This is a genomic window from Mesorhizobium sp. W050 (assembly GCF_054719535.1).
The window spans coordinates 4463306-4481329 of sequence record NZ_JBTTIH010000001.1; the positions used below are offsets into that span (position 1 = coordinate 4463306).

Here is an 18024-nt window from a genome sequence, read left to right on the forward strand (position 1 = left end):
GATTGCGGCGACTTCTATAGGCGGATAGCGGTTGCCGGAACAAAATCACATAAGTAAGCTCACACTTACGAATTTCCGCAATTATGCGGCGTTGTCGATCGGCTTTTCACCCGGCGCGGTGGTGTTTTCCGGCGACAATGGCGCCGGCAAGACCAATCTCCTGGAAGCCATCTCGCTGCTGACGCCTGGCCGCGGCCTGCGCCGCGCGCCCTATGTCGACGTGGCCCGCGAAGGCGGCGATGGCGGCTTTGCGCTCCACGCAAGGCTCGACGGGCCGGAGGGACAGGTCGAGATCGGCACCGGCATCACCGGGGGTGAAGCGGCCGGCGAGGGTGGTCGCAAGGTGCGCATCAATGGCGCGCCGGCACGGTCGGCCGACGCCATGCTGGAATGGCTGCGCGTGGTCTGGCTGACGCCGGCCATGGACGGCCTGTTCCCCGGACCTGCCGCGGACCGGCGGCGCTTTCTCGACAGGCTGGTGCTTGCGATCGATCCCGGCCACGGCCAGCGCGCGCTCGACTATGAGAAGGCGATGCGCGGACGTAACCGATTGCTTACGGAAGGTTCGCGAGACGGCGCATGGTTCGACGCCATTGAGATGCAGATGGCCGAAACCGGCGTGGCGATTGCCGCGGCGCGCGCCGAGCTGGTGCGCCTGCTTACCGCCATGATCGACATGTTGCCGTCCAGCGGGCCGTTTCCGCAAGCCGACATCAGCCTCTTCGGCGACCTTGAAAGCCATGTCGCCTCAGCACCCGCTGTGGATGTCGAGCAACGCTATCGCGACGCCCTTGCCGACGGCCGCGAGCGCGACCGCGCCGCCGGACGCACGCTCGACGGCCCGCACCGTTCGGATCTACTGGTGCGCCACCGCCCCAAGGCGATGCCGGCCGAACTCTGCTCGACCGGAGAGCAGAAGGCGCTGCTGGTCGGCATCGTGTTGTCGCACGCAAGGCTGACCGGCGAGATGTCGGGGATGACGCCGATCCTGTTGCTCGACGAGATTGCCGCGCATCTCGATGCCGGCCGGCGCGCCGCGCTGTTCTCGATCCTGGAGGAGCTGAATTGCCAGGCCTTCATGACCGGAACCGACGCCGCGCTGTTTTCCAGCCTGAGGGGACGCGCGCAGTTCCTCACCGTCGACCAAGGCACGGTCGGGCCAACCGAAGAGACCTGACAAGCTTTTTGCTCCGCTATATGGTCCGGCAATGACCCCTGCCGCCCTCACCGACGAAGAGCTCGAACGCTATGCGCGCCATATCGTGCTGCCGGAGATCGGCGGCGCCGGCCAGCAGAGGCTGAAGCGGGCCCGGGTACTGGTCATCGGCGCCGGCGGGCTCGGCGCGCCGGTGCTGGAATATCTCGCTGCCGCCGGCGTCGGCACGCTTGGAATCGTCGACGACGATATTGTCTCGCTGTCCAATCTGCAGCGGCAAGTGATCCACGCCACCGATACGGTCGGCACGGCGAAGACCGAGAGCGCCAAAGCAGCGATCGCCCGGATCAATCCCCATGTCGCGGTGGAATTGCACGATTTCAGGCTGACGGCCGACAATGCTGCCGTTCTCGTCGCGCGCTACGACGTGGTCGTCGACGGCTCCGACAATTTCGAGACGCGCTATGTGGTGGCGGATGCCTGCGCGGCGGAAAAGCGGCCGCTCGTGCATGCCGCCGTCGGCCGCTTCGACGGCTCGGTGACGGTGTTGATGCCGTTCGGGACCGGCGCCGACGGCAGACCGAACCCTGGATATCGCGACCTCTTTCCTGAAGCGCCGCCAGAGGGGCTGGTGCCGTCCTGCGCGGTGGCCGGGGTCGTCGGTGCGCTGACCGGCGTCGTCGGCACGCTGCAGGCGATGGAAGCCATCAAGCTGATCACCGGCATCGGCGAACCACTGGTCGGCCGGCTGCTGCTCTACGATGCGCTGTCGGCGCGCTTCGACACGATCCGCTACAAGAAAAACTGACCGCATGGATCAGTCCACCAGCGTCCTTGTTACGCAGCTCGCCTCCGATTTCGAGCGCTGGGATGAACTGCTCAGCCTGATCATGCGCGCCTTTGCACCGATGGACGGCGTCATCGATCCGCCCTCCTCTGCGCATCTGCTGAGCGTCGAAAGCCTGAGGGACAAGGCTGGGCGGGAAACGGTGTTCGTGGCTCTGCAGGGCGGCCAGATCGCAGGCTGCATTTTTGCGCTGGAGAGACCCTATGATTTCTATGTCGGCAAGCTCGCCGTCGAACTCGGGCTTCAGGGCCAAGGCATCGGCAGACGATTGATGCAGGCTGTCGAGGATCTTGCCCGCAACCGCAACAAACCCGCCATCGAACTGCAGACGCGGGTCGAGCTCACGGCAAATCACGCAACCTTTGCGCGTCTCGGCTTCCGCGAAACCGCGCGCACGGCGCATGACGGTTATGACCGGCCGACCTCGATCACCATGCGCAAGGAGTTCGCGTGAGCCTCGCCCTCAGCGCACAGGAGCAGACAATCGCCTCCGGCCATGACGGGGCGGCGATGGCGATGCGCATCGTTGCCGAAAGCGCTGCGCTGCTCGGCGCGCCGCGACTGATCCCGATCGCCTCGACGCATATAGACGGCGCGCTCTATCACGGCGATTCCGGCACGCTGTTTGCCGAAAGGCTGGTCGATGGCGGCGCCAGGGTCGCGGTGCGCTCGACGCTCAATGTCGGCGCGCTCGACCTGATGGGCTGCTCGCGCGTGCGCCTCGAAGAGCCGGCGCGCGGCATGGCGCGACGAATGATGGAGGCCTACCGCAAACTGGGCTGCGAGCAGAGCTGGACCTGCGCGCCCTATCAGGCCGGCCACAGGCCGGCGCTTGGCAGCGATGTCGCCTGGGGTGAATCCAACGCGGTGGTGTTCTGCAATTCGGTTCTGGGGGCACGCACCAACCGCTATGGCGACTTCCTCGACATCGCCTGCGCCATATCGGGCCGCGCGCCGGATTACGGCCTGCATCGCCCCGAGAACCGGCAGGCACGGCTGTTGTTCGATGTGTCCGGCCTATCCGCCTCGTTCCTTGGCTCCGAGATCGCCTGGCCGGTGCTGGGCAACCTCTACGGCCGTGAGGTCGGCAATGCGATCGGCGTCGTCACCGGCATATTCAGCCATCCCGGCGAGGATGCGCTGAAGGCCTTCGGCGCGGCTGCGGCATCGTCGGGCGCCGTCGGCCTGTTCCACATTGCCGGCGTGACGCCCGAGGCGCCCGACGCCGAGACCATCCTGGTGGGCGGCAGGCCGGAAACGATGATCCGCGTAACGCCGGAGATGGCCATGAAGGCCCGCGCCGGCCTGTCCACCGCAGCCACGCAGACCGCCATCGATGCCGTGGCGATCGGCAGTCCGCATCTGTCTTTGGCCGAATTCGATGCACTTGAGCGGCTGATTGGCGGGCGGCGGCTCAGCGTGCCGATTTACGCCTGCACCGGCCGCCACGTGCTCACCAGGCTGGAGCAGAACGGCAAGCGCAAGATGCTCGAAGCCAGCGGCGTCATCATCGTCGCCGACACCTGCGTGGTGGTGACGCCGATCCTGCCGGATCTGGCCGGCGGCGTGCTGATGACCAATTCGGGAAAATTCGCGCACTACGCGCCGGGCAATACCGGTTACGCCGTGCTTTACGGCTCGCTGGCCGACTGCGTGGAAAGCGCGGTTGCCGGTAAGCCCAGGTTTACGGACATCGCCGCATGAATGCTGCAGCCGACATACTGGTGCCGGGCAGCGGAGGCGAAGGGCTGGCCTTGGTGCTGACCGCGCCAATCAGCTTCTGGGGTGGCGTCGATCCGAAGAGCGGCCGCATCGCCGATGTCCGTCACCCGCATCATGGCGAGACCATTTCCGGGCGTGTGCTGTTCCTGCCCGGCACGATCGGCTCGTCCTCAGCGTCAGCCGTGCTGATGGAACTCGTCCACAATGGCCATGCGCCGACGGCACTCGTGCTGCACGAGCCGGACGCGATCCTGCTGCTTGGCTTGATCGTGGCCAGGGAAATGGGCTGGCCGACGCCGGTAGCGCTCAGGCTCGAGCGCGACGATTTTGAGGCCTATCGCGGCAAGCGTGTGAGTGTCGCGGCGGATGGCGCCCTCACAACCGCATCCTGAACGCGGCCCGCTTCAAGTCCGTAGCGGCAGCACGCGGTCCGGCGGCCGGTGGCCGTCGAAGAAGGCGCGGATGTTGATGATCACCTTCTCGCCCATGTCGATGCGGCCCTCGATCGTCGCCGAACCCATATGCGGCAAAAGCACGACCTTGTTCTTCGCGGCAAGCTTCAGCAGTTTCGAGTTCAGCGCCGGTTCGTGCTCGTAGACGTCGAGGCCGGCGCCGGCGATCTTGCCGTCCTGGATCAGCTTGACCAGCGCTTCCTCGTCGATGATGTCGCCACGCGCGGTGTTGACCACATAGGCGGTGGGCTGAAGCAGAGCCAGGCGCCGCGCCGAAAGCAGATGAAAGGTCGCCGGCGTCGACGGGCAATTGACCGAGATGATGTCCATGCGGGCAAGCATCTGGTCGAGGCTTTCCCAGTAGGTCGCCTCAAGCCCTTCCTCGACCGCCGGCAGCACGCGATGGCGGTTATGGTAGTGGATCGACAGGCCGAAAGCCTTTGCGCGCCTCGCAACCGCAGTGCCGATGCGGCCCATGCCGACGATACCGAGGCGCTTGCCCCAGATGCGCCGGCCGAGCATCCAGGTCGGCGACCAACCGGCCCATTTCTTGTCGCTGGTGAGCACATTGGCGCCTTCGGCCAGCCGCCGCGGGCCGGCCAGCATCAGCGCCATGGTCATGTCGGCCGTATCCTCGGTCAGCACGTTCGGCGTATTGGTGACGGTAATGCCTTTCTTGGCCGCCGCAGCGACATCGATCTTGTCGACGCCATTGCCGAAATTGGCGATCAGCTTGAGATTGTCGCCGGCCTGGGCAATCAGCGCCGCATCGATCTGGTCGGTGATGGTCGGCACCAGCACATCGGCTTCCTTGATCGCCGCGACCAGCTCCGGCTGCGTCATCGGCCTGTCCTCGACATTCAACCTGGCGTCGAAGAGTTCGCGCATGCGGGTCTCGACCGGATCGGGCAGCTTGCGCGTGATGACGACGAGAGGCCGTTTTTTGCCTGCCATTGTTTCCTCGAACCCGATCTCGTTGAGACCTCTTTAACCAAGACAGGCGAAACTGAATACCGGTCGCGGTGCCTGCCACTCCTGTAACAAGCGGTGCCGCCGAAGACAAAGAAAAAGGGGCGCCCGGACCAAAGGGCACGCGCCGAAAGGAATGAAAGTGTCTGGTTTCGCGTCGCTTCGCCTGATCCTCAGCGCAGCGCTTCTCGGCGCTCTCCTGCATTTCCCGCAAGCCGCGGCGCAAGGTGCCGCCGCACCTGTGCAGACGGTCACGCTCGGGCCGAGCGGCCTGCCGCTGCCGCGTTTCGTCAGCCTGAAATCGGCTCGCGTCAACTCGCGCGTTGGCCCCGGCGCCAACTATTCCGTAGACTGGATGTACACAAAGGCCGGCCTGCCGATGGAAATCATCCAGGAATTCGATACCTGGCGGCGCGTGCGCGATGCCGATGGCTCGGAGGGTTGGATCAACCAGTCGCTGCTGTCGGGCCGCCGGACCGCGATCGTCGCCCCTTGGCAACGCACCAAAGGTGGCCGAATCAATCTGCTCGACGATGCCGATAAGGACGCCAGCGTCATCGCGATCATCGAGCCGGGCGTTACGGGCACGATCAAAACCTGCGATGGCCAGTGGTGCGAAATGACCTTCGACGGCCACACCGGCTGGATCGCCCAGTCGCAGGTGTGGGGCGCCTATCCCGGCGAGCACGTCAAGAATTGAGATTGCTGGAGTCCTAACGGCCGATACGGCCGAGATGGGTGTCCTGAAAACCGGTCGACAATTTGAGACCGTAGCCGAGCGCGCGGTCGACGGCGATGTGGATGATCCAGATCAGACCAATCGCGGTCGCCGTCGAGTTGGCCAGAACATATCCGGCGAGCGCCAGCAACAGCGGGACGATCAATATGTGCAAGGCATTGTAAGCGACAACGCCGATCCGTGCCCCGGCGAGATAGCTCAGCATCGACAGGTCTGGCGCCAGGATAAGCAGGGCGAACAGCCACCAGGAAACGCCTGACGCGGCATAGGCGACTATAGCCACGACCGCGACCGCAACCCATTCGAGCCGGATTGCAAAATCGACAGGTTTCACGGGTTGGGGCTTAAACGCTGCGCTTCGGGCGCAGCCTCACCACGATGTCGACATTGGCGATCTCCATGCCTGCGGGTGGCTCCGGCAGGTTGGAGACGGTCACCGGACCGCTTTCTATATCGAAGATCCTGTTTTCGCCTTCGATGTAAAAATGATGGTGATCGGAGGTGTTGGTGTCGAAATAGGTCTTGGACCCCTCGACCGCCAGGATGCGCAGCAGGCCGGCCTGGGTGAACTGGTGAAGCGCGTTGTAGACGGTGGCGAGCGAGACCGGCACGCCGGCGGCGACCGCCTCTTCATGCAGTTCCTCGGCCGAAAGGTGGCGGTCGCCCTTGGCAAACAGCAGATCGGCCAGCGCAATGCGTTGGCGTGTCGGCCTGAGGCCGGCTTCGCGAACCCGCTTGTCCACAGCGACATTTTCCTTCCGGCCGCCCAGATCCATCTATCCGTCCAAGCCCACAGTTCTGCCTCAAGACACGCCCAGAGTGGCGAAAAAACGTCATCGGCCGAAACTGGGCACCTCCCGACATATATTCTGTTGGCCGAATACGATCAATAGAGCGACGTGCGGCCAGTTGGACGCACCAAATGCGCTCTATCACTTTTGGCTAGCATCGTGCTTTCTGGAAATCGGAATCGATTTCCAGGCCGATGCGAGAGCGCGCATTGACCCGGGCAGACGGGCGGGTTAAGCGCAAACGCCGGTTTCCGGCCCGAATGGGATTGTGTTAGGAAACCAACGACAAGGGCGCCCCACCGCCCGGGACGATTATGGGGACGAGACATATGGCGGGTTCGAAATCCAGCTACGGTTATGAGGAATTGCTCGCCTGCGCCCGCGGCGAGCTGTTCGGGCCCGGCAACGCCCAGCTGCCCTACCCGCCCATGCTGATGTTCGACCGCATCACCGAGATCAGCGAGACCGGCGGCGCCTACGACAAGGGCTTCATCCGTGCCGAATTCGACATCAAGCCGGACCTGTGGTTCTTCGCCTGCCATTTCATCGGCAATCCGATCATGCCGGGGTGCCTGGGCCTTGACGCCATGTGGCAATTGACGGGTTTTTACCTCGGCTGGCTCGGCGAGCCGGGCAAGGGCATGGCGCTGTCGACCGGCGAGGTCAAGTTCAAGGGCATGGTGACGCCTTCGGTCAAGAAGGTGGAATACGGCATCGATTTCAAGCGCGTCATGCGTGGACGCCTGGTGCTCGGTATCGCCGATGGCTGGCTTAAGGCCGACGGCGAACCCATATACGCTGCGACAGACCTCAAGGTGGGGCTGTCCAAGCAATCGGCCGCCTGACCGGCGCCACTGCAGCGGCGCGTTCTTCCGAGACGCAACGCCGCTGCGGCATTTTGATTTTGCGTATGATCGCCGGCGAAAACCGACTAGGGTTTCGGGATCATCCGCTGGAAGGAGTTGCGAATGAGAAGGGTCGTCGTCACAGGCCTCGGCATCGTATCGTCGATCGGCAACAACGCCAACGAGGTGCAATCCTCGCTGCATGATGCCAAATCAGGCATCAGCTTCTCAGATTCCTTCGCCGAACACGGCTTCCGCTGCCAGGTCTGGGGTGCGCCGACGCTCGACCCGACCCCTATGATCGACCGGCGCGCCATGCGCTTCCTGAGCCAGGGCGCGGCCTGGAACCATGTCGCGATGGACCAGGCGATCGCCGACGCCGGGCTTGGCGAAAGCGACATCACCAATGAGCGCACCGGCATCGTCATGGGCTCGGGCGGCCCCTCGACCCGCACCATCGTCGAGGCGGCCGAGACCACGCTCAAGAACAACAGCCCCAAGCGCATCGGTCCGTTCGCGGTGCCGAAGGCGATGTCGTCGACCGCGTCGGCGACGCTCGCCACCTGGTTCAAGATCCACGGCGTCAACTATTCGATCTCGTCGGCCTGCTCGACCTCGGCGCATTGCATCGGCAACGCCTACGAACTGATCCAGTGGGGCAAGCAGGATGTGATGTTTGCCGGCGGCCATGAGGACCTCGACTGGACGATGTCGGACCTGTTCGATGCCATGGGGGCGATGTCGTCGAAGTATAACGATCGTGCGCCGACAGCTTCCCGCGCGTATGACGCCAATCGCGATGGCTTCGTCATCGCGGGCGGCGCGGGCGTCCTCATCCTGGAGGAGCTCGAACACGCCAAGGCGCGCGGCGCCAAGATCTACGCTGAGATCGTCGGCTATGGCGCGACGTCGGACGGTTACGACATGGTGGCGCCGTCGGGCGAAGGCGCGGTGCGCTGCATGCGCCAGGCTCTGGCGACGGTGTCCACGCCGGTCGACTACATCAACACCCACGGCACCTCGACGCCGGTCGGCGATTCCCGGGAAATGGGCGCCATCCGAGAGGTGTTCGGCGACACGATGCCGTTCATCACCTCGACCAAGTCGCTGACCGGCCATTCGCTGGGTGCCGCCGGCGTACAGGAATCGATCTACTCGATCCTGATGATGCAAGGCGGCTTCATCGGCGAGAGCGCCCATATCGAAAACCTCGATCCCGAATTCGAGGACATGCCGATCGTGCGCAAGCGCATCGACGACGCCAGGATCGACACGGTTTTGTCCAACTCGTTCGGCTTCGGTGGCACCAACGCAACGCTGATTTTCCAGCGCTATTCCGCATAAGGCCAGCGTTTTATTGTAGGGGGATTGCCGGCCATGGACGGACTGATGAAGGGCAAGCGCGGGCTTGTCATGGGCGTCGCCAACGATCATTCGATCGCCTGGGGCATCGCCAGGAAATTGTCCGAACACGGGGCGGAGCTTGCCTTCACCTATCAGGGCGACGCATTCGGGCGCCGCGTCAAGCCGCTTGCCGAGAAGCTTGGCGCGTCTCTGGTGGTGCCCTGTGACGTCGAGGACAGCGCATCGGTCGCCGCCACCTTCGAGACGCTCGGCAAGGAATGGGGCGGGCTCGACTTCGTCGTCCACGCCATCGGCTTTTCCGACAAGAACGAGCTCAAAGGGCTCTACGCCGACACCAGCCGCGACAATTTCGTCCGCACCATGGTCATCTCCTGCTACTCCTTCACCGAGGTCGCCCGCCATGCCGCCCCGCTGATGAGCGAAGGCGGCGCGATGATCACGCTGACCTATGCCGGCTCTGTCCGCGTCATGCCGAACTACAACGTCATGGGCGTCGCCAAGGCCGGGCTGGAAGCCAGCGTGCGGTATCTCGCCAACGATTATGGCCCGCGCGGCATCCGGGTGAACGGCATATCGGCGGGACCGGTGCGTACTTTGGCCGGCGCCGGAATCTCGGACGCCCGCCACATGTACTCCTACCAGCAGCGCAACTCGCCGCTGCGCCGCACGGTGACCATCGACGAGGTCGGCGGCTCGGCGCTCTATCTTTTGTCCGACCTCTCGTCAGGCGTCACCGGCGAAATCCATTATGTGGATTCCGGCTATCACATCGTGTCGATGCCAACCCTGGATGAGTTGAAGCAGACCGACAGCGTACGCGATTAACTCACCAGTAAAATTAGATGCATCGGCGGAAACTCATTTTAAGGAGATATCCGCTAGAAGTCCTATAGGCTTGGGCTCTGCGCGTTCTTGCTGGGCGCAAAGGATGCTTTAGCCTTTATGAATTTGCGCTTGATATTCCCGAAAGTCGAGTTGATTTCGGGATCATGCGACAGGGACTGAGCAATGCCTGCTGTCAGCAACCCGAAGCGGACACCTGTGTTCCGGCTGCTCACCGTCGCCAGTTCGGGCCTTGGCAGTTTCATCCTTGGGCTTTGGGGCCTCCGGCATGGTTTCGGGGACGGCTTTGCCGGCATGCAGGCGGAAACCATGATCGGCATCGCGTCGGCGCTATGCGCGCTGGCCGCCGCCGGTGCTGCCTTGTCCTTCTTCGCCGGCGTCGATGAATCGGTGGACTACGTTTTCAACGAAACCCATTTTGACAAGCTGACCGGGCTTTTTGCGCGGCCGGCGATGGTCGGCAGGATTGCCGACGCGGCGTCCGCGACGATCAGGACCGGTGAGCCGGTGTTCCTCATCGACATCGACATCGACCGCTTCAAGCAGATCAACGACGCGATCGGCTACAGCCATGGCGACGAACTGATCCGCGGCTTCACCAAGCGGTTGAAGGCCTGCATGCCCGAAGGCGCGGTGATGGGGCGCATCGGCGCCGGCGAGTTCGCTATCCTTGTCTGGGAACACCAACTCCAAAGGTCCATGGAAAGCACCGTCGAAACCATGATCGAGGAGATGCTGAAGCCGTACCAGCTCGATTCCCACCTGCAGTCGGTCGGCCTGTCGGTCGGCATCGTGGCGATGCCAAAGGATGGCGTCGATCCGGTCCTCATCCTGCGCCACTCCAACCTGGCGCTGCAGAATGCCCGCGCCGGCGGCGTGGGCAACTGGTCGGTCTTCCATTCCGACATGGGCCAGGTCGCCGACTACCGCCACTGGATCGAATCCGAACTGCACATCGCCTTCGTCCGTGGCGATTTCGACCTTCACTACCAGCCGCAGCTCGACCTGCCGACCGGCCGTATCGTCGGCTACGAGGCGCTAATCCGCTGGAAGCACCCGGAACGCGGCATGATCCCGCCGATGGAATTCATTCCGATCGCCGAAGAGACCGGCATGATCCACCCGATCGGCAATTGGGTGCTGAACAAGGCCTGCAGCGATGCCCGTCATTTCCCCGAGGACTGCTTCGTTGCCGTCAACATCTCGCCGGTCCAGTTCATGACCAAGGATTTCGTCGGCATCGTGCGCGATACGATGGCCAGCACCGGCATCAAGCCGTCGCGGCTGGAGCTCGAAGTGACCGAGACGGCGATGATGCAGGACCGCGACCGCGCCGCCACCATCCTGCAGCAGCTTGCCGACATGGGCATTTCGGTGGCCGTCGACGATTTCGGCACCGGCTATTCCAATCTCAGCTACCTGATCGACTTCGCCTTCGGCAAGCTGAAGATCGACCGCTCCTTCGTCAGCCGCATCGACACCGATTCCAATTCGGGCGCCGTCGTCTCTACCATCGTCGGCCTGTCGCGGGCGCTCGGCGTCGGCATCATCGCCGAAGGCGTCGAGACCGAGAACCAGGCGACGCTTTTGCGAGCAGCTGGTTGCGAGATGGTGCAGGGCTATCTGTTCGGCAGGCCGGCGCCGCTCAAGATCAAGCCTGGCGATATCAGACCGACCATTCCCGTCCACGAGCCGGCGCGCATCGTCAGCATGCATTGAGGCGACCGGCACCGTCCTATCGGCGCGCGGAGAAAACCTTGAACATGCCGTCGCGGGCGAGCTCGGCATGGCTGGAGAAGACGGCCTTCAGAACCGGTTCGTAAGGCAGCTGACGGTTCGCCACCATGAACAGCCGCCCCCCCGGCTTCAGCGCCTTGCCCGCCGCCTGGATCATGCCGGCGCCGATTTCCGGCTCGGCCGCCCGGCTGCGATGGAAGGGCGGGTTCATGACGATGGCATCATAGCGCCGCTCGACCGGCTCGCTCAGCAGATCGGTCCAGAAGAAGCCGGGCTCGAAGCCTGTCTGGCCGATATTGCCCTTGGCCGCCTCAAGCGCGTCGAAATCCGCTTCGTAAAGGTCGAGCCCCGTTATGCCGGATGAACGTGCCGCGACCTCGGCGGCGACATAACCCCAGCCGGCGCAGAAATCAGCAATGTTGCCGCGCAGGTCTTTGGGCAGGTTGTCGACCAGAAGTTTCGAGCCGACGTCGATCCGGTCGGAGGAGAACATGCCAGGCGCGGTACGGAAGCGGTCCTCTACGACCAAGGCGGGATTGGCGACGCGCAGTTTTTCCGCAGGCGCCAGATCGGCCGGACGGCGAAGCCAGAAGGCGATGCCGTGATATTTCGGCAGATGCCCTTCGATGGGGACAAGCTCGTCGATGCGCTTGCGCAGGCTGGCGATGCCTTCGTCCTTACCGCCGGCGACAATGATCAGACCGCCCGGCGTGACGCGTTCGATCGCCTCGGCAATACGCATCTCGTTTAGCCCACGATGGCGGCCGGCAAGCACGAGCGCTGCATCGAATGCATCGCCTTCCGCGCGCGGCGTTACCTTGTGACCGGCACGCTCCAGCGCTCGGAGATGCGGCCGGAAACCCTGTGCAAGATGGAGCTCTGCCTCGAAGCCTTCCGGCAAGCGGAAGCCGGGCTCCGCACCCAGGAACAACACACGCTCGCCCTTTTGCGCCAGAGGGAGCCCCTCGGCCTCGAAGGGATGGAACAGTGTCTTCAGCGGCTCAGCGGCCATTCTTCGATTCTCACTCGTAGACGGGTATTAAACGAAAACGGGCGCGACATAAGCCGCGCCCGTTCAACTCTATTGTCAGACCACTCAGGCGGCGTTTTCTTCGCCTTCGGCCTTCTTGTCGCGGGCGATTTCCTTGCCGGTGGCCTGGTCGACGACCTTCATCGACAGGCGGACCTTGCCGCGCTCGTCGAAGCCCATCAGCTTGACCCAGACCTTGTCGCCTTCCTTGACGACGTCCGAGGTCTTGGCGACCCGGTCGTTGGCAAGCTGCGAGATGTGGACGAGGCCGTCACGCGGACCGAAGAAGTTGACGAAAGCGCCGAAGTCGGCGGTCTTGACGACCGTGCCTTCGTAGATTTCGCCGACTTCCGGCTCGGCGACGATGGTATGGATCCACTTCTTGGCCGCCTCGATCTCCTTGGCGTTCGACGAAGCGATCTTGACCGTGCCGTCGTCCTCGATGTTGATCTTGGCGCCGGTCTTCTCGACGATCTCGCGGATAACCTTGCCGCCGGAGCCGATCACGTCGCGGATCTTGTCGGTCGGGATGTGCATGACCTCGATGCGCGGTGCGAACTCACCGAGTTCGGGGCGGGCGCCGGTCAGAGCATGCGCCATCTCGCTGAGGATATGCTGGCGGCCATCCTTGGCCTGGTCCAGCGCGATCTTCATGATCTCCTCGGTGATGCCCTCGATCTTGATGTCCATCTGCAGCGAGGTGATGCCGCCTTCGGTACCGGCAACCTTGAAGTCCATGTCGCCGAGGTGATCTTCGTCACCCAGGATGTCGGACAGAACCGCGAAGCGCTCGCCTTCCTTGATCAGCCCCATCGCGATACCAGCAACCGGCTTGGCCAGCGGAACGCCGGCATCCATCAGCGCCAGCGATGTGCCGCAGACGGTGGCCATCGACGACGAACCGTTGGACTCGGTGATCTCCGAGACGACGCGCAGCGTGTAGGGGAACTGGTCCGCGCTCGGGAGCATCGGACGGATAGCGCGCCAGGCGAGCTTGCCGTGGCCGATTTCCCGGCGGCCCGGCGAACCCATGCGGCCGGTCTCGCCGACGGAGTAGGGAGGGAAGTTGTAGTGAAGGAGGAACTTCTCCTTGTACATGCCGGTTAGCGAATCGACATACTGCTCGTCCTCTCCGGTGCCCAGCGTGGCAACGACCAGCGCCTGGGTCTCGCCGCGGGTGAACAGCGCCGAACCGTGCGTGCGCGGCAGGACCCCGACTTCCGAGACGATCTTGCGGACAGTCTTGAGGTCACGGCCATCGATGCGCGAACCGGTGTCGAGAATGTTCCAGCGCACGACCTTGGCCTGGAGTTCCTTGAACACCGAACCGATCTGCTCGGAGGTGTACTTGGCGTCTTCGCCTTCGGCCGGAGCGAACGCTGCCTTGACCTTCGCCTTGACGGCGTCGACGGCGGCGTAACGCTTCTGCTTGTCGACGTTCTTGTAGGCATTGCTGAGCTCGTCGCCGACGATCTTCAGCATTTCGGCTTCGAGCGCGGAGTAGTCCGGTGCCGTGAAATCGCGCGGCTCCTTGGCGGCAACTTCGGCCAGCTTGATGATGGCGTCAATCACCGGCTGGAAGCCCCTGTGGCCGAACATGACGGCGCCGAGCATCAGCTCTTCGCCGAGTTCCTTGGCTTCGGACTCGACCATCAGCACGGCGTCGGCGGTGCCGGCGACAATGAGGTCGAGCCTGGATTCCTGCATCTCGTCGACATGCGGGTTGAGCACGTATTCGCCGTTGATGTAGCCGACGCGAGCGCCGCCGATCGGGCCCATGAAGGGAACGCCCGACAGCGTCAAAGCGGCCGAGGTGGCGACGATCGACAGGATATCGGGATCGTTCTCGAGGTCATGCTGGACGACGGTGACGACGATCTGGGTGTCGTTCTTGTAGCCGTCGGCGAAGAGCGGGCGGATCGGGCGGTCGATCAGGCGGGAAACCAGCGTTTCCTTTTCGCTCGGACGTCCCTCGCGCTTGAAGTAGCCGCCCGGGATCTTGCCGGCGGCGTAGGTCTTTTCCTGGTAGTTGACGGTCAGCGGGAAGAAATCGAGGCCTGGCTTCGGCTCCTTCATCGAAACGACGGTGGCGAGAACCTTGGTTTCGCCATAGGTCGCAAGCACCGCGCCGTCAGCCTGACGTGCGATCTTGCCGGTTTCCAGGATGAGCGGACGGCCGCCCCATTCGATTTCCACTTTGTGGTAGTTGAACATATCTTGTCCTTAATAAGCGGAAAGGGCCGCGCCGTTTCACGGTGCGCGGATGCCCTTTCCCTGGCTTCCTTTCTCGGGCAGCCACGGGCAAGACAACGGGAAGCTCGGGTAGATTTCGGCGCTGGTTAGCGCACGAGCGTCCTGCAATCCTGCCCCATGACCGTCCATGGGCGGTTTCGAGTGGCCTCTGCGCGCTCGAAACCGGGTCTGGCCAATCGATGCGACTGGCAGAATGCGCGACCGGCGGGCTCTCCTTCGAAAGCCCGCCGGTCAATTCGTCAACGGCGCAGACCGAGCTTCTCGATTAACGTCTGATAGCGCGCGTCATCCTTGCGCTTGAGATAATCAAGCAGGCTGCGGCGCTGGGAGACGAGAGCGAGCAGACCACGGCGGGAATGGTTATCCTTCTTGTGGTCCTTGAAGTGGTCGGTCAGGTTCTTGATGCGCTCGGAAAGGATGGCCACCTGGACTTCCGGAGACCCGGTATCGCCCTTGGCGGTTGCGAATTCACCCATCAATTCCTGTTTGCGCTCGGCAGTAATCGACATCGTGTTTTTCCTTATCTGTTTGAGGAAACGGGTCGCCCTCAGCCGGGATGTCGTCCAGCAGGGGCCGGTGCAAGCAAAGCGACATGGCGCGATGCTGCGGCGCATATAGGGCAATTCCCCGGAAAACACCAGCCCATTCATAAAGCCGGCTTGTCGCAGCCCTTTGCTCGGGAATCCAGGATTCCCCTGACACCGAAACCTTACAGCCACTTCTTGCTTTTGAAGAAGACGATCAGCCCGACAGCAACGGCCAGCATGAACAGCAGCGAAGCCGGGTAGCCATAGTAGGCTTTCAGTTCCGGCATGTTCCACGGCGAGATCTCGGGATCGAAATTCATCCCCCAGATACCGACCAGGAAGGTTAGCGGCATGAAGATCACCGAGACGATGGTGAGATAAGAGATGACGTCGTTGGTGCGCGCCTGGCTCAGCGACAAATGCATTTCGATCAAGCCGGTCAGCATATCACGCTGGTTCTCGACCAGCTCGATCAGCCGCAATGCGTGGTCGAGCGTGTCGTTGAAGAAGATTTTCGTCTCCGGCTTCACATAGGGCACGTCGTTGCGGATCAGCGTCGCCAGCGCGTCGCGCATCGGCCACAGCACGCCCTTGAGCACATTGGCGTCGCGCCGCAATTCGTGCAGCTGGCGCATCTGATGCTTGTGAGGCGTGTTGAGCATCTCGTCCTCGATGCCATCGACCTCCTCGCTAGCGGCCTCAATCGGCGGAAAATAGCTGTCGACGATGGAATCGATGAGCGCATAGGCCAGATAGTCGGCGCCGCGCATCCGCAAGCGGTTGGGCAACGCTGCGGCGATGCGCTTGCGCACGGGGTCGAACGGATCGCCTTCGCGCTCCTGGAAGGTGACGACGAATTTCTTGCCGAAGAACACCGCGATCTGCTCATAGCGATGCACCTTGACGTCGTCGATCATGCGCATGACGACGAAGGCGTGGTCCTCGAAGAAGTCGACCTTCGGCCGCTGGCCGGTGTTGACGACATCTTCCAGAGCCAGTGGATGCAGGTTGAAGATCCGGCCGATCTCCTCGATCAGCTGGATGTTGGCGAGACCGGTGCAGTCCAGCCAGACGACCGGCCAGTTGTCGCAATGGGTGTTGAGATCGTCGATGCTGGCATCGTTGATGGTCTTGAATTTTTCAGGCGAAATCAGCGTCAGCCGCAGCTCGGACCGTCGCGCCGCCGGATCGGCGATCAGCGTGCCGGGCGAGGCGCCAACCGGCGGCCGGCGCGTTGTCACCGGCGCCCGCTTCTTCACCGCCTCAGCCTTTGCCATGTGCCCCTCGGATGTGACGTCGACGTAAGACTAGACGAGAGTGGTCAGCCGGCAAAGACCCGCTTCGGCTTGAACATGCCTTGCTCGATGGCGCCGATGGCGACAAGCTTGCCGCGCGCGGTGGCGCAGGCTTCCTCGGCTTCCACGGGCGCGTCGCGGCCGCGGATGATGACGGGATTGCCAAGGCGGATCTTGGTCGCCGCTTCGTCGCTGATGGCAATCTGCGGCAGGCAGTCGAGCGCGGCGGCCGTGTCGACGAGCAGCGCATCGATTGCGCCAAAGTCGATCGGCGCGTCGGCAACATCGGCGTCGCCCTCTTCGTCAGCTTCGCGCTGTTCGCCGAAACGGGCGGCTTCCAGTTCGGCGACGGTGACGAAATCCTCCTGGGTGAACGGCTCGACCTCGACCCTGCGCAATTCGGCGATGTGGCCGAAGCAGCCGAGGTCGCGGCCCATGTCGCGGGCCAGCGAGCGCACATAGGTGCCTTTGCCGCATTCGACCTCGAACAAGGTGTGGTCGGCAGCGTGCTCGACGATGTCCAGACGGCCGATCTCGATCTCGCGCGCGGGGATGTCGACTGTCTCGCCCCCACGGGCGAGATCGTAGGCGCGTTCGCCTGATATCTTGATGGCCGAGAATTGCGGCGGTGTCTGCATGATGACGCCGGTGTAGTTCGGCAGCAGCGCCCTGACATCTTCTTCCGCCGGACGGCGGTCGGAACTTTGCGTCACCGGGCCTTCGAGATCGTCGGTCGAACGCTCCTCGCCCCAAGCGACGGTGAACCGGTAGATTTTGGCGCCGTCCTGCACATAAGGCACGGTCTTGGTTGCCTCGCCCAGCGCGATCGGCAGCATGCCAGAGGCCAGCGGGTCGAGCGTGCCGGCATGGCCGGCCTTTTCGGCCTGGAAAAGCCATTTGATCTTGGAGACGGCTTCGGTCGAACCCATGCCAACCGGCTTGTCCAGCACCACCCAGCCGGAGATCGGCCGGCCCTTCTTCTTGCCGCGGCGCCCCACTATTTCTCGTCCTTGTCGTTGTCTTCGCCATCGGTACCCAAGTCTCGCGCGACTTCCGGCGATTTCAGCAAATCGTTGATCCTGGCGAAATTGTCGAAGGACGTATCGAGCTTGAAGCGGAACTCCGGCATGAACTTCATCTGGCGGAGCGCGCCGGAGACGCGGCCACGCACGAACTTCGCGTGCTTGTTGAGCGCGTCGATGACCGCACCCGTGTCCTTGGCGCCGAGCGGCGAAACGAAGGCCGTTGCGACCCTCAGATCAGTGGACATGCGCACTTCCGAGACCGAAACCACGGTGTTCTCGATCAGCGGGTCGATAATCTCGCCGCGCTGCAAGGTTTCCGACAGCGCATGGCGCACCTGTTCGGCGACGCGAAGCATGCGCTGGGATGGGCTGGAGGCGGTTGGACGGGGCATTTTTCTCAATCCGGAAAGCGTGAGGCGCGGGATGGG

19 protein-coding genes are annotated in these 18024 nt (G+C 63.3%); 10 read left to right on the top strand and 9 right to left on the bottom strand.

Annotated features, from left to right (window positions below; all coding sequences use genetic code 11):
* Positions 1 to 31: 31 nt before the first annotated feature.
* From recF to ACYG9Y_RS21565, 5 genes are read left to right on the top strand one after another with little or no spacing between them, the layout of a single operon-like run.
* On the top strand, positions 32 to 1177 hold the full coding sequence (recF, locus tag ACYG9Y_RS21545; RefSeq protein WP_023715308.1) for a DNA replication/repair protein RecF: 1146 nt from the start codon (positions 32 to 34) through the stop codon (positions 1175 to 1177).
* A 31-nt stretch (positions 1178 to 1208) separates the two neighbouring features.
* Complete coding sequence (locus ACYG9Y_RS21550; protein WP_352609096.1) at positions 1209 to 1964, top strand: molybdopterin-synthase adenylyltransferase MoeB; 756 nt, start codon at positions 1209 to 1211, stop codon at positions 1962 to 1964.
* Positions 1965 to 1968: 4 nt separating this feature from the next.
* Positions 1969 to 2457, top strand: coding sequence for a GNAT family N-acetyltransferase (locus tag ACYG9Y_RS21555; protein WP_023738188.1), 489 nt, complete (start codon positions 1969 to 1971; stop codon positions 2455 to 2457).
* The gene (locus tag ACYG9Y_RS21560) at positions 2454 to 3707 is read left to right on the top strand and encodes an aconitase X (protein ID WP_023715305.1); all 1254 of its coding nucleotides are present in this window, start codon (positions 2454 to 2456) and stop codon (positions 3705 to 3707) included. Before ACYG9Y_RS21555 ends, ACYG9Y_RS21560 begins: the two co-directional genes overlap by 4 nt.
* Positions 3704 to 4117 (top strand): aconitase X swivel domain-containing protein, encoded by a 414-nt coding sequence (locus ACYG9Y_RS21565; protein WP_023669571.1) that lies wholly within the window; start codon positions 3704 to 3706, stop codon positions 4115 to 4117. Before ACYG9Y_RS21560 ends, ACYG9Y_RS21565 begins: the two co-directional genes overlap by 4 nt.
* A 12-nt stretch (positions 4118 to 4129) precedes the next feature.
* Here ACYG9Y_RS21565 and ACYG9Y_RS21570 read toward each other — a convergent pair whose 3' ends face one another.
* The gene (locus ACYG9Y_RS21570; protein ID WP_023738187.1) at positions 4130 to 5131 is read right to left on the bottom strand and encodes a 2-hydroxyacid dehydrogenase; all 1002 of its coding nucleotides are present in this window, start codon (positions 5129 to 5131) and stop codon (positions 4130 to 4132) included.
* 157 nt (positions 5132 to 5288) lie between these two features.
* Between ACYG9Y_RS21570 and ACYG9Y_RS21575 the strand changes: the two genes are divergently transcribed.
* Positions 5289 to 5846, top strand: coding sequence for an SH3 domain-containing protein (locus ACYG9Y_RS21575; RefSeq protein ID WP_023703477.1), 558 nt, complete (start codon positions 5289 to 5291; stop codon positions 5844 to 5846).
* Positions 5847 to 5859: 13 nt separating this feature from the next.
* Here the strand turns inward: ACYG9Y_RS21575 and ACYG9Y_RS21580 are convergent, their stop codons facing one another.
* Positions 5860 to 6219 (bottom strand): DUF4260 domain-containing protein, encoded by a 360-nt coding sequence (locus ACYG9Y_RS21580; protein WP_023738186.1) that lies wholly within the window; start codon positions 6217 to 6219, stop codon positions 5860 to 5862.
* A 10-nt stretch (positions 6220 to 6229) separates the two neighbouring features.
* A complete protein-coding gene (irrA, locus tag ACYG9Y_RS21585; protein WP_031193300.1) occupies positions 6230 to 6661 on the bottom strand; it encodes an iron response transcriptional regulator IrrA in 432 nt (143 codons plus the stop codon).
* A 344-nt stretch (positions 6662 to 7005) separates the two neighbouring features.
* Here irrA and fabA point away from each other — a divergent pair, with 344 nt between their 5' ends.
* The 4 genes from fabA (at position 7006) to ACYG9Y_RS21605 (ending at position 11448) form a co-directional block, all read left to right on the top strand.
* The gene (gene fabA / locus ACYG9Y_RS21590; RefSeq protein WP_023738185.1) at positions 7006 to 7521 is read left to right on the top strand and encodes a 3-hydroxyacyl-[acyl-carrier-protein] dehydratase FabA; all 516 of its coding nucleotides are present in this window, start codon (positions 7006 to 7008) and stop codon (positions 7519 to 7521) included.
* Positions 7522 to 7644: 123 nt separating this feature from the next.
* Positions 7645 to 8865: a beta-ketoacyl-ACP synthase I gene (gene fabB / locus ACYG9Y_RS21595; RefSeq protein WP_023738184.1), complete on the top strand. Its 1221-nt coding sequence runs from the start codon at positions 7645 to 7647 to the stop codon at positions 8863 to 8865.
* 33 nt (positions 8866 to 8898) lie between these two features.
* Positions 8899 to 9711 (top strand): enoyl-ACP reductase FabI, encoded by an 813-nt coding sequence (gene fabI / locus ACYG9Y_RS21600; RefSeq protein WP_023669564.1) that lies wholly within the window; start codon positions 8899 to 8901, stop codon positions 9709 to 9711.
* A gap of 183 nt (positions 9712 to 9894) precedes the next feature.
* The gene (locus ACYG9Y_RS21605; protein WP_023738183.1) at positions 9895 to 11448 is read left to right on the top strand and encodes a putative bifunctional diguanylate cyclase/phosphodiesterase; all 1554 of its coding nucleotides are present in this window, start codon (positions 9895 to 9897) and stop codon (positions 11446 to 11448) included.
* Between the two features lie 16 nt (positions 11449 to 11464).
* Here the strand turns inward: ACYG9Y_RS21605 and ACYG9Y_RS21610 are convergent, their stop codons facing one another.
* From ACYG9Y_RS21610 to rbfA, 6 genes are all read right to left on the bottom strand, one after another.
* Positions 11465 to 12478: a class I SAM-dependent methyltransferase gene (locus ACYG9Y_RS21610; RefSeq protein ID WP_023738182.1), complete on the bottom strand. Its 1014-nt coding sequence runs from the start codon at positions 12476 to 12478 to the stop codon at positions 11465 to 11467.
* A gap of 84 nt (positions 12479 to 12562) precedes the next feature.
* Complete coding sequence (gene pnp / locus ACYG9Y_RS21615) at positions 12563 to 14710, bottom strand: polyribonucleotide nucleotidyltransferase (RefSeq protein WP_023682005.1); 2148 nt, start codon at positions 14708 to 14710, stop codon at positions 12563 to 12565.
* 278 nt (positions 14711 to 14988) lie between these two features.
* The gene (rpsO, locus tag ACYG9Y_RS21620; protein ID WP_280790898.1) at positions 14989 to 15363 is read right to left on the bottom strand and encodes a 30S ribosomal protein S15; all 375 of its coding nucleotides are present in this window, start codon (positions 15361 to 15363) and stop codon (positions 14989 to 14991) included.
* 95 nt (positions 15364 to 15458) lie between these two features.
* Positions 15459 to 16553: a magnesium/cobalt transporter CorA gene (gene corA / locus ACYG9Y_RS21625; RefSeq protein ID WP_023738181.1), complete on the bottom strand. Its 1095-nt coding sequence runs from the start codon at positions 16551 to 16553 to the stop codon at positions 15459 to 15461.
* 44 nt (positions 16554 to 16597) lie between these two features.
* The gene (truB, locus tag ACYG9Y_RS21630) at positions 16598 to 17569 is read right to left on the bottom strand and encodes a tRNA pseudouridine(55) synthase TruB (protein ID WP_023738180.1); all 972 of its coding nucleotides are present in this window, start codon (positions 17567 to 17569) and stop codon (positions 16598 to 16600) included.
* Positions 17569 to 17988: a 30S ribosome-binding factor RbfA gene (rbfA, locus tag ACYG9Y_RS21635; RefSeq protein WP_023692585.1), complete on the bottom strand. Its 420-nt coding sequence runs from the start codon at positions 17986 to 17988 to the stop codon at positions 17569 to 17571. The genes truB and rbfA overlap by 1 nt, the downstream gene beginning before the upstream one ends.
* Between the last annotated feature and the right edge of the window lie 36 nt (positions 17989 to 18024).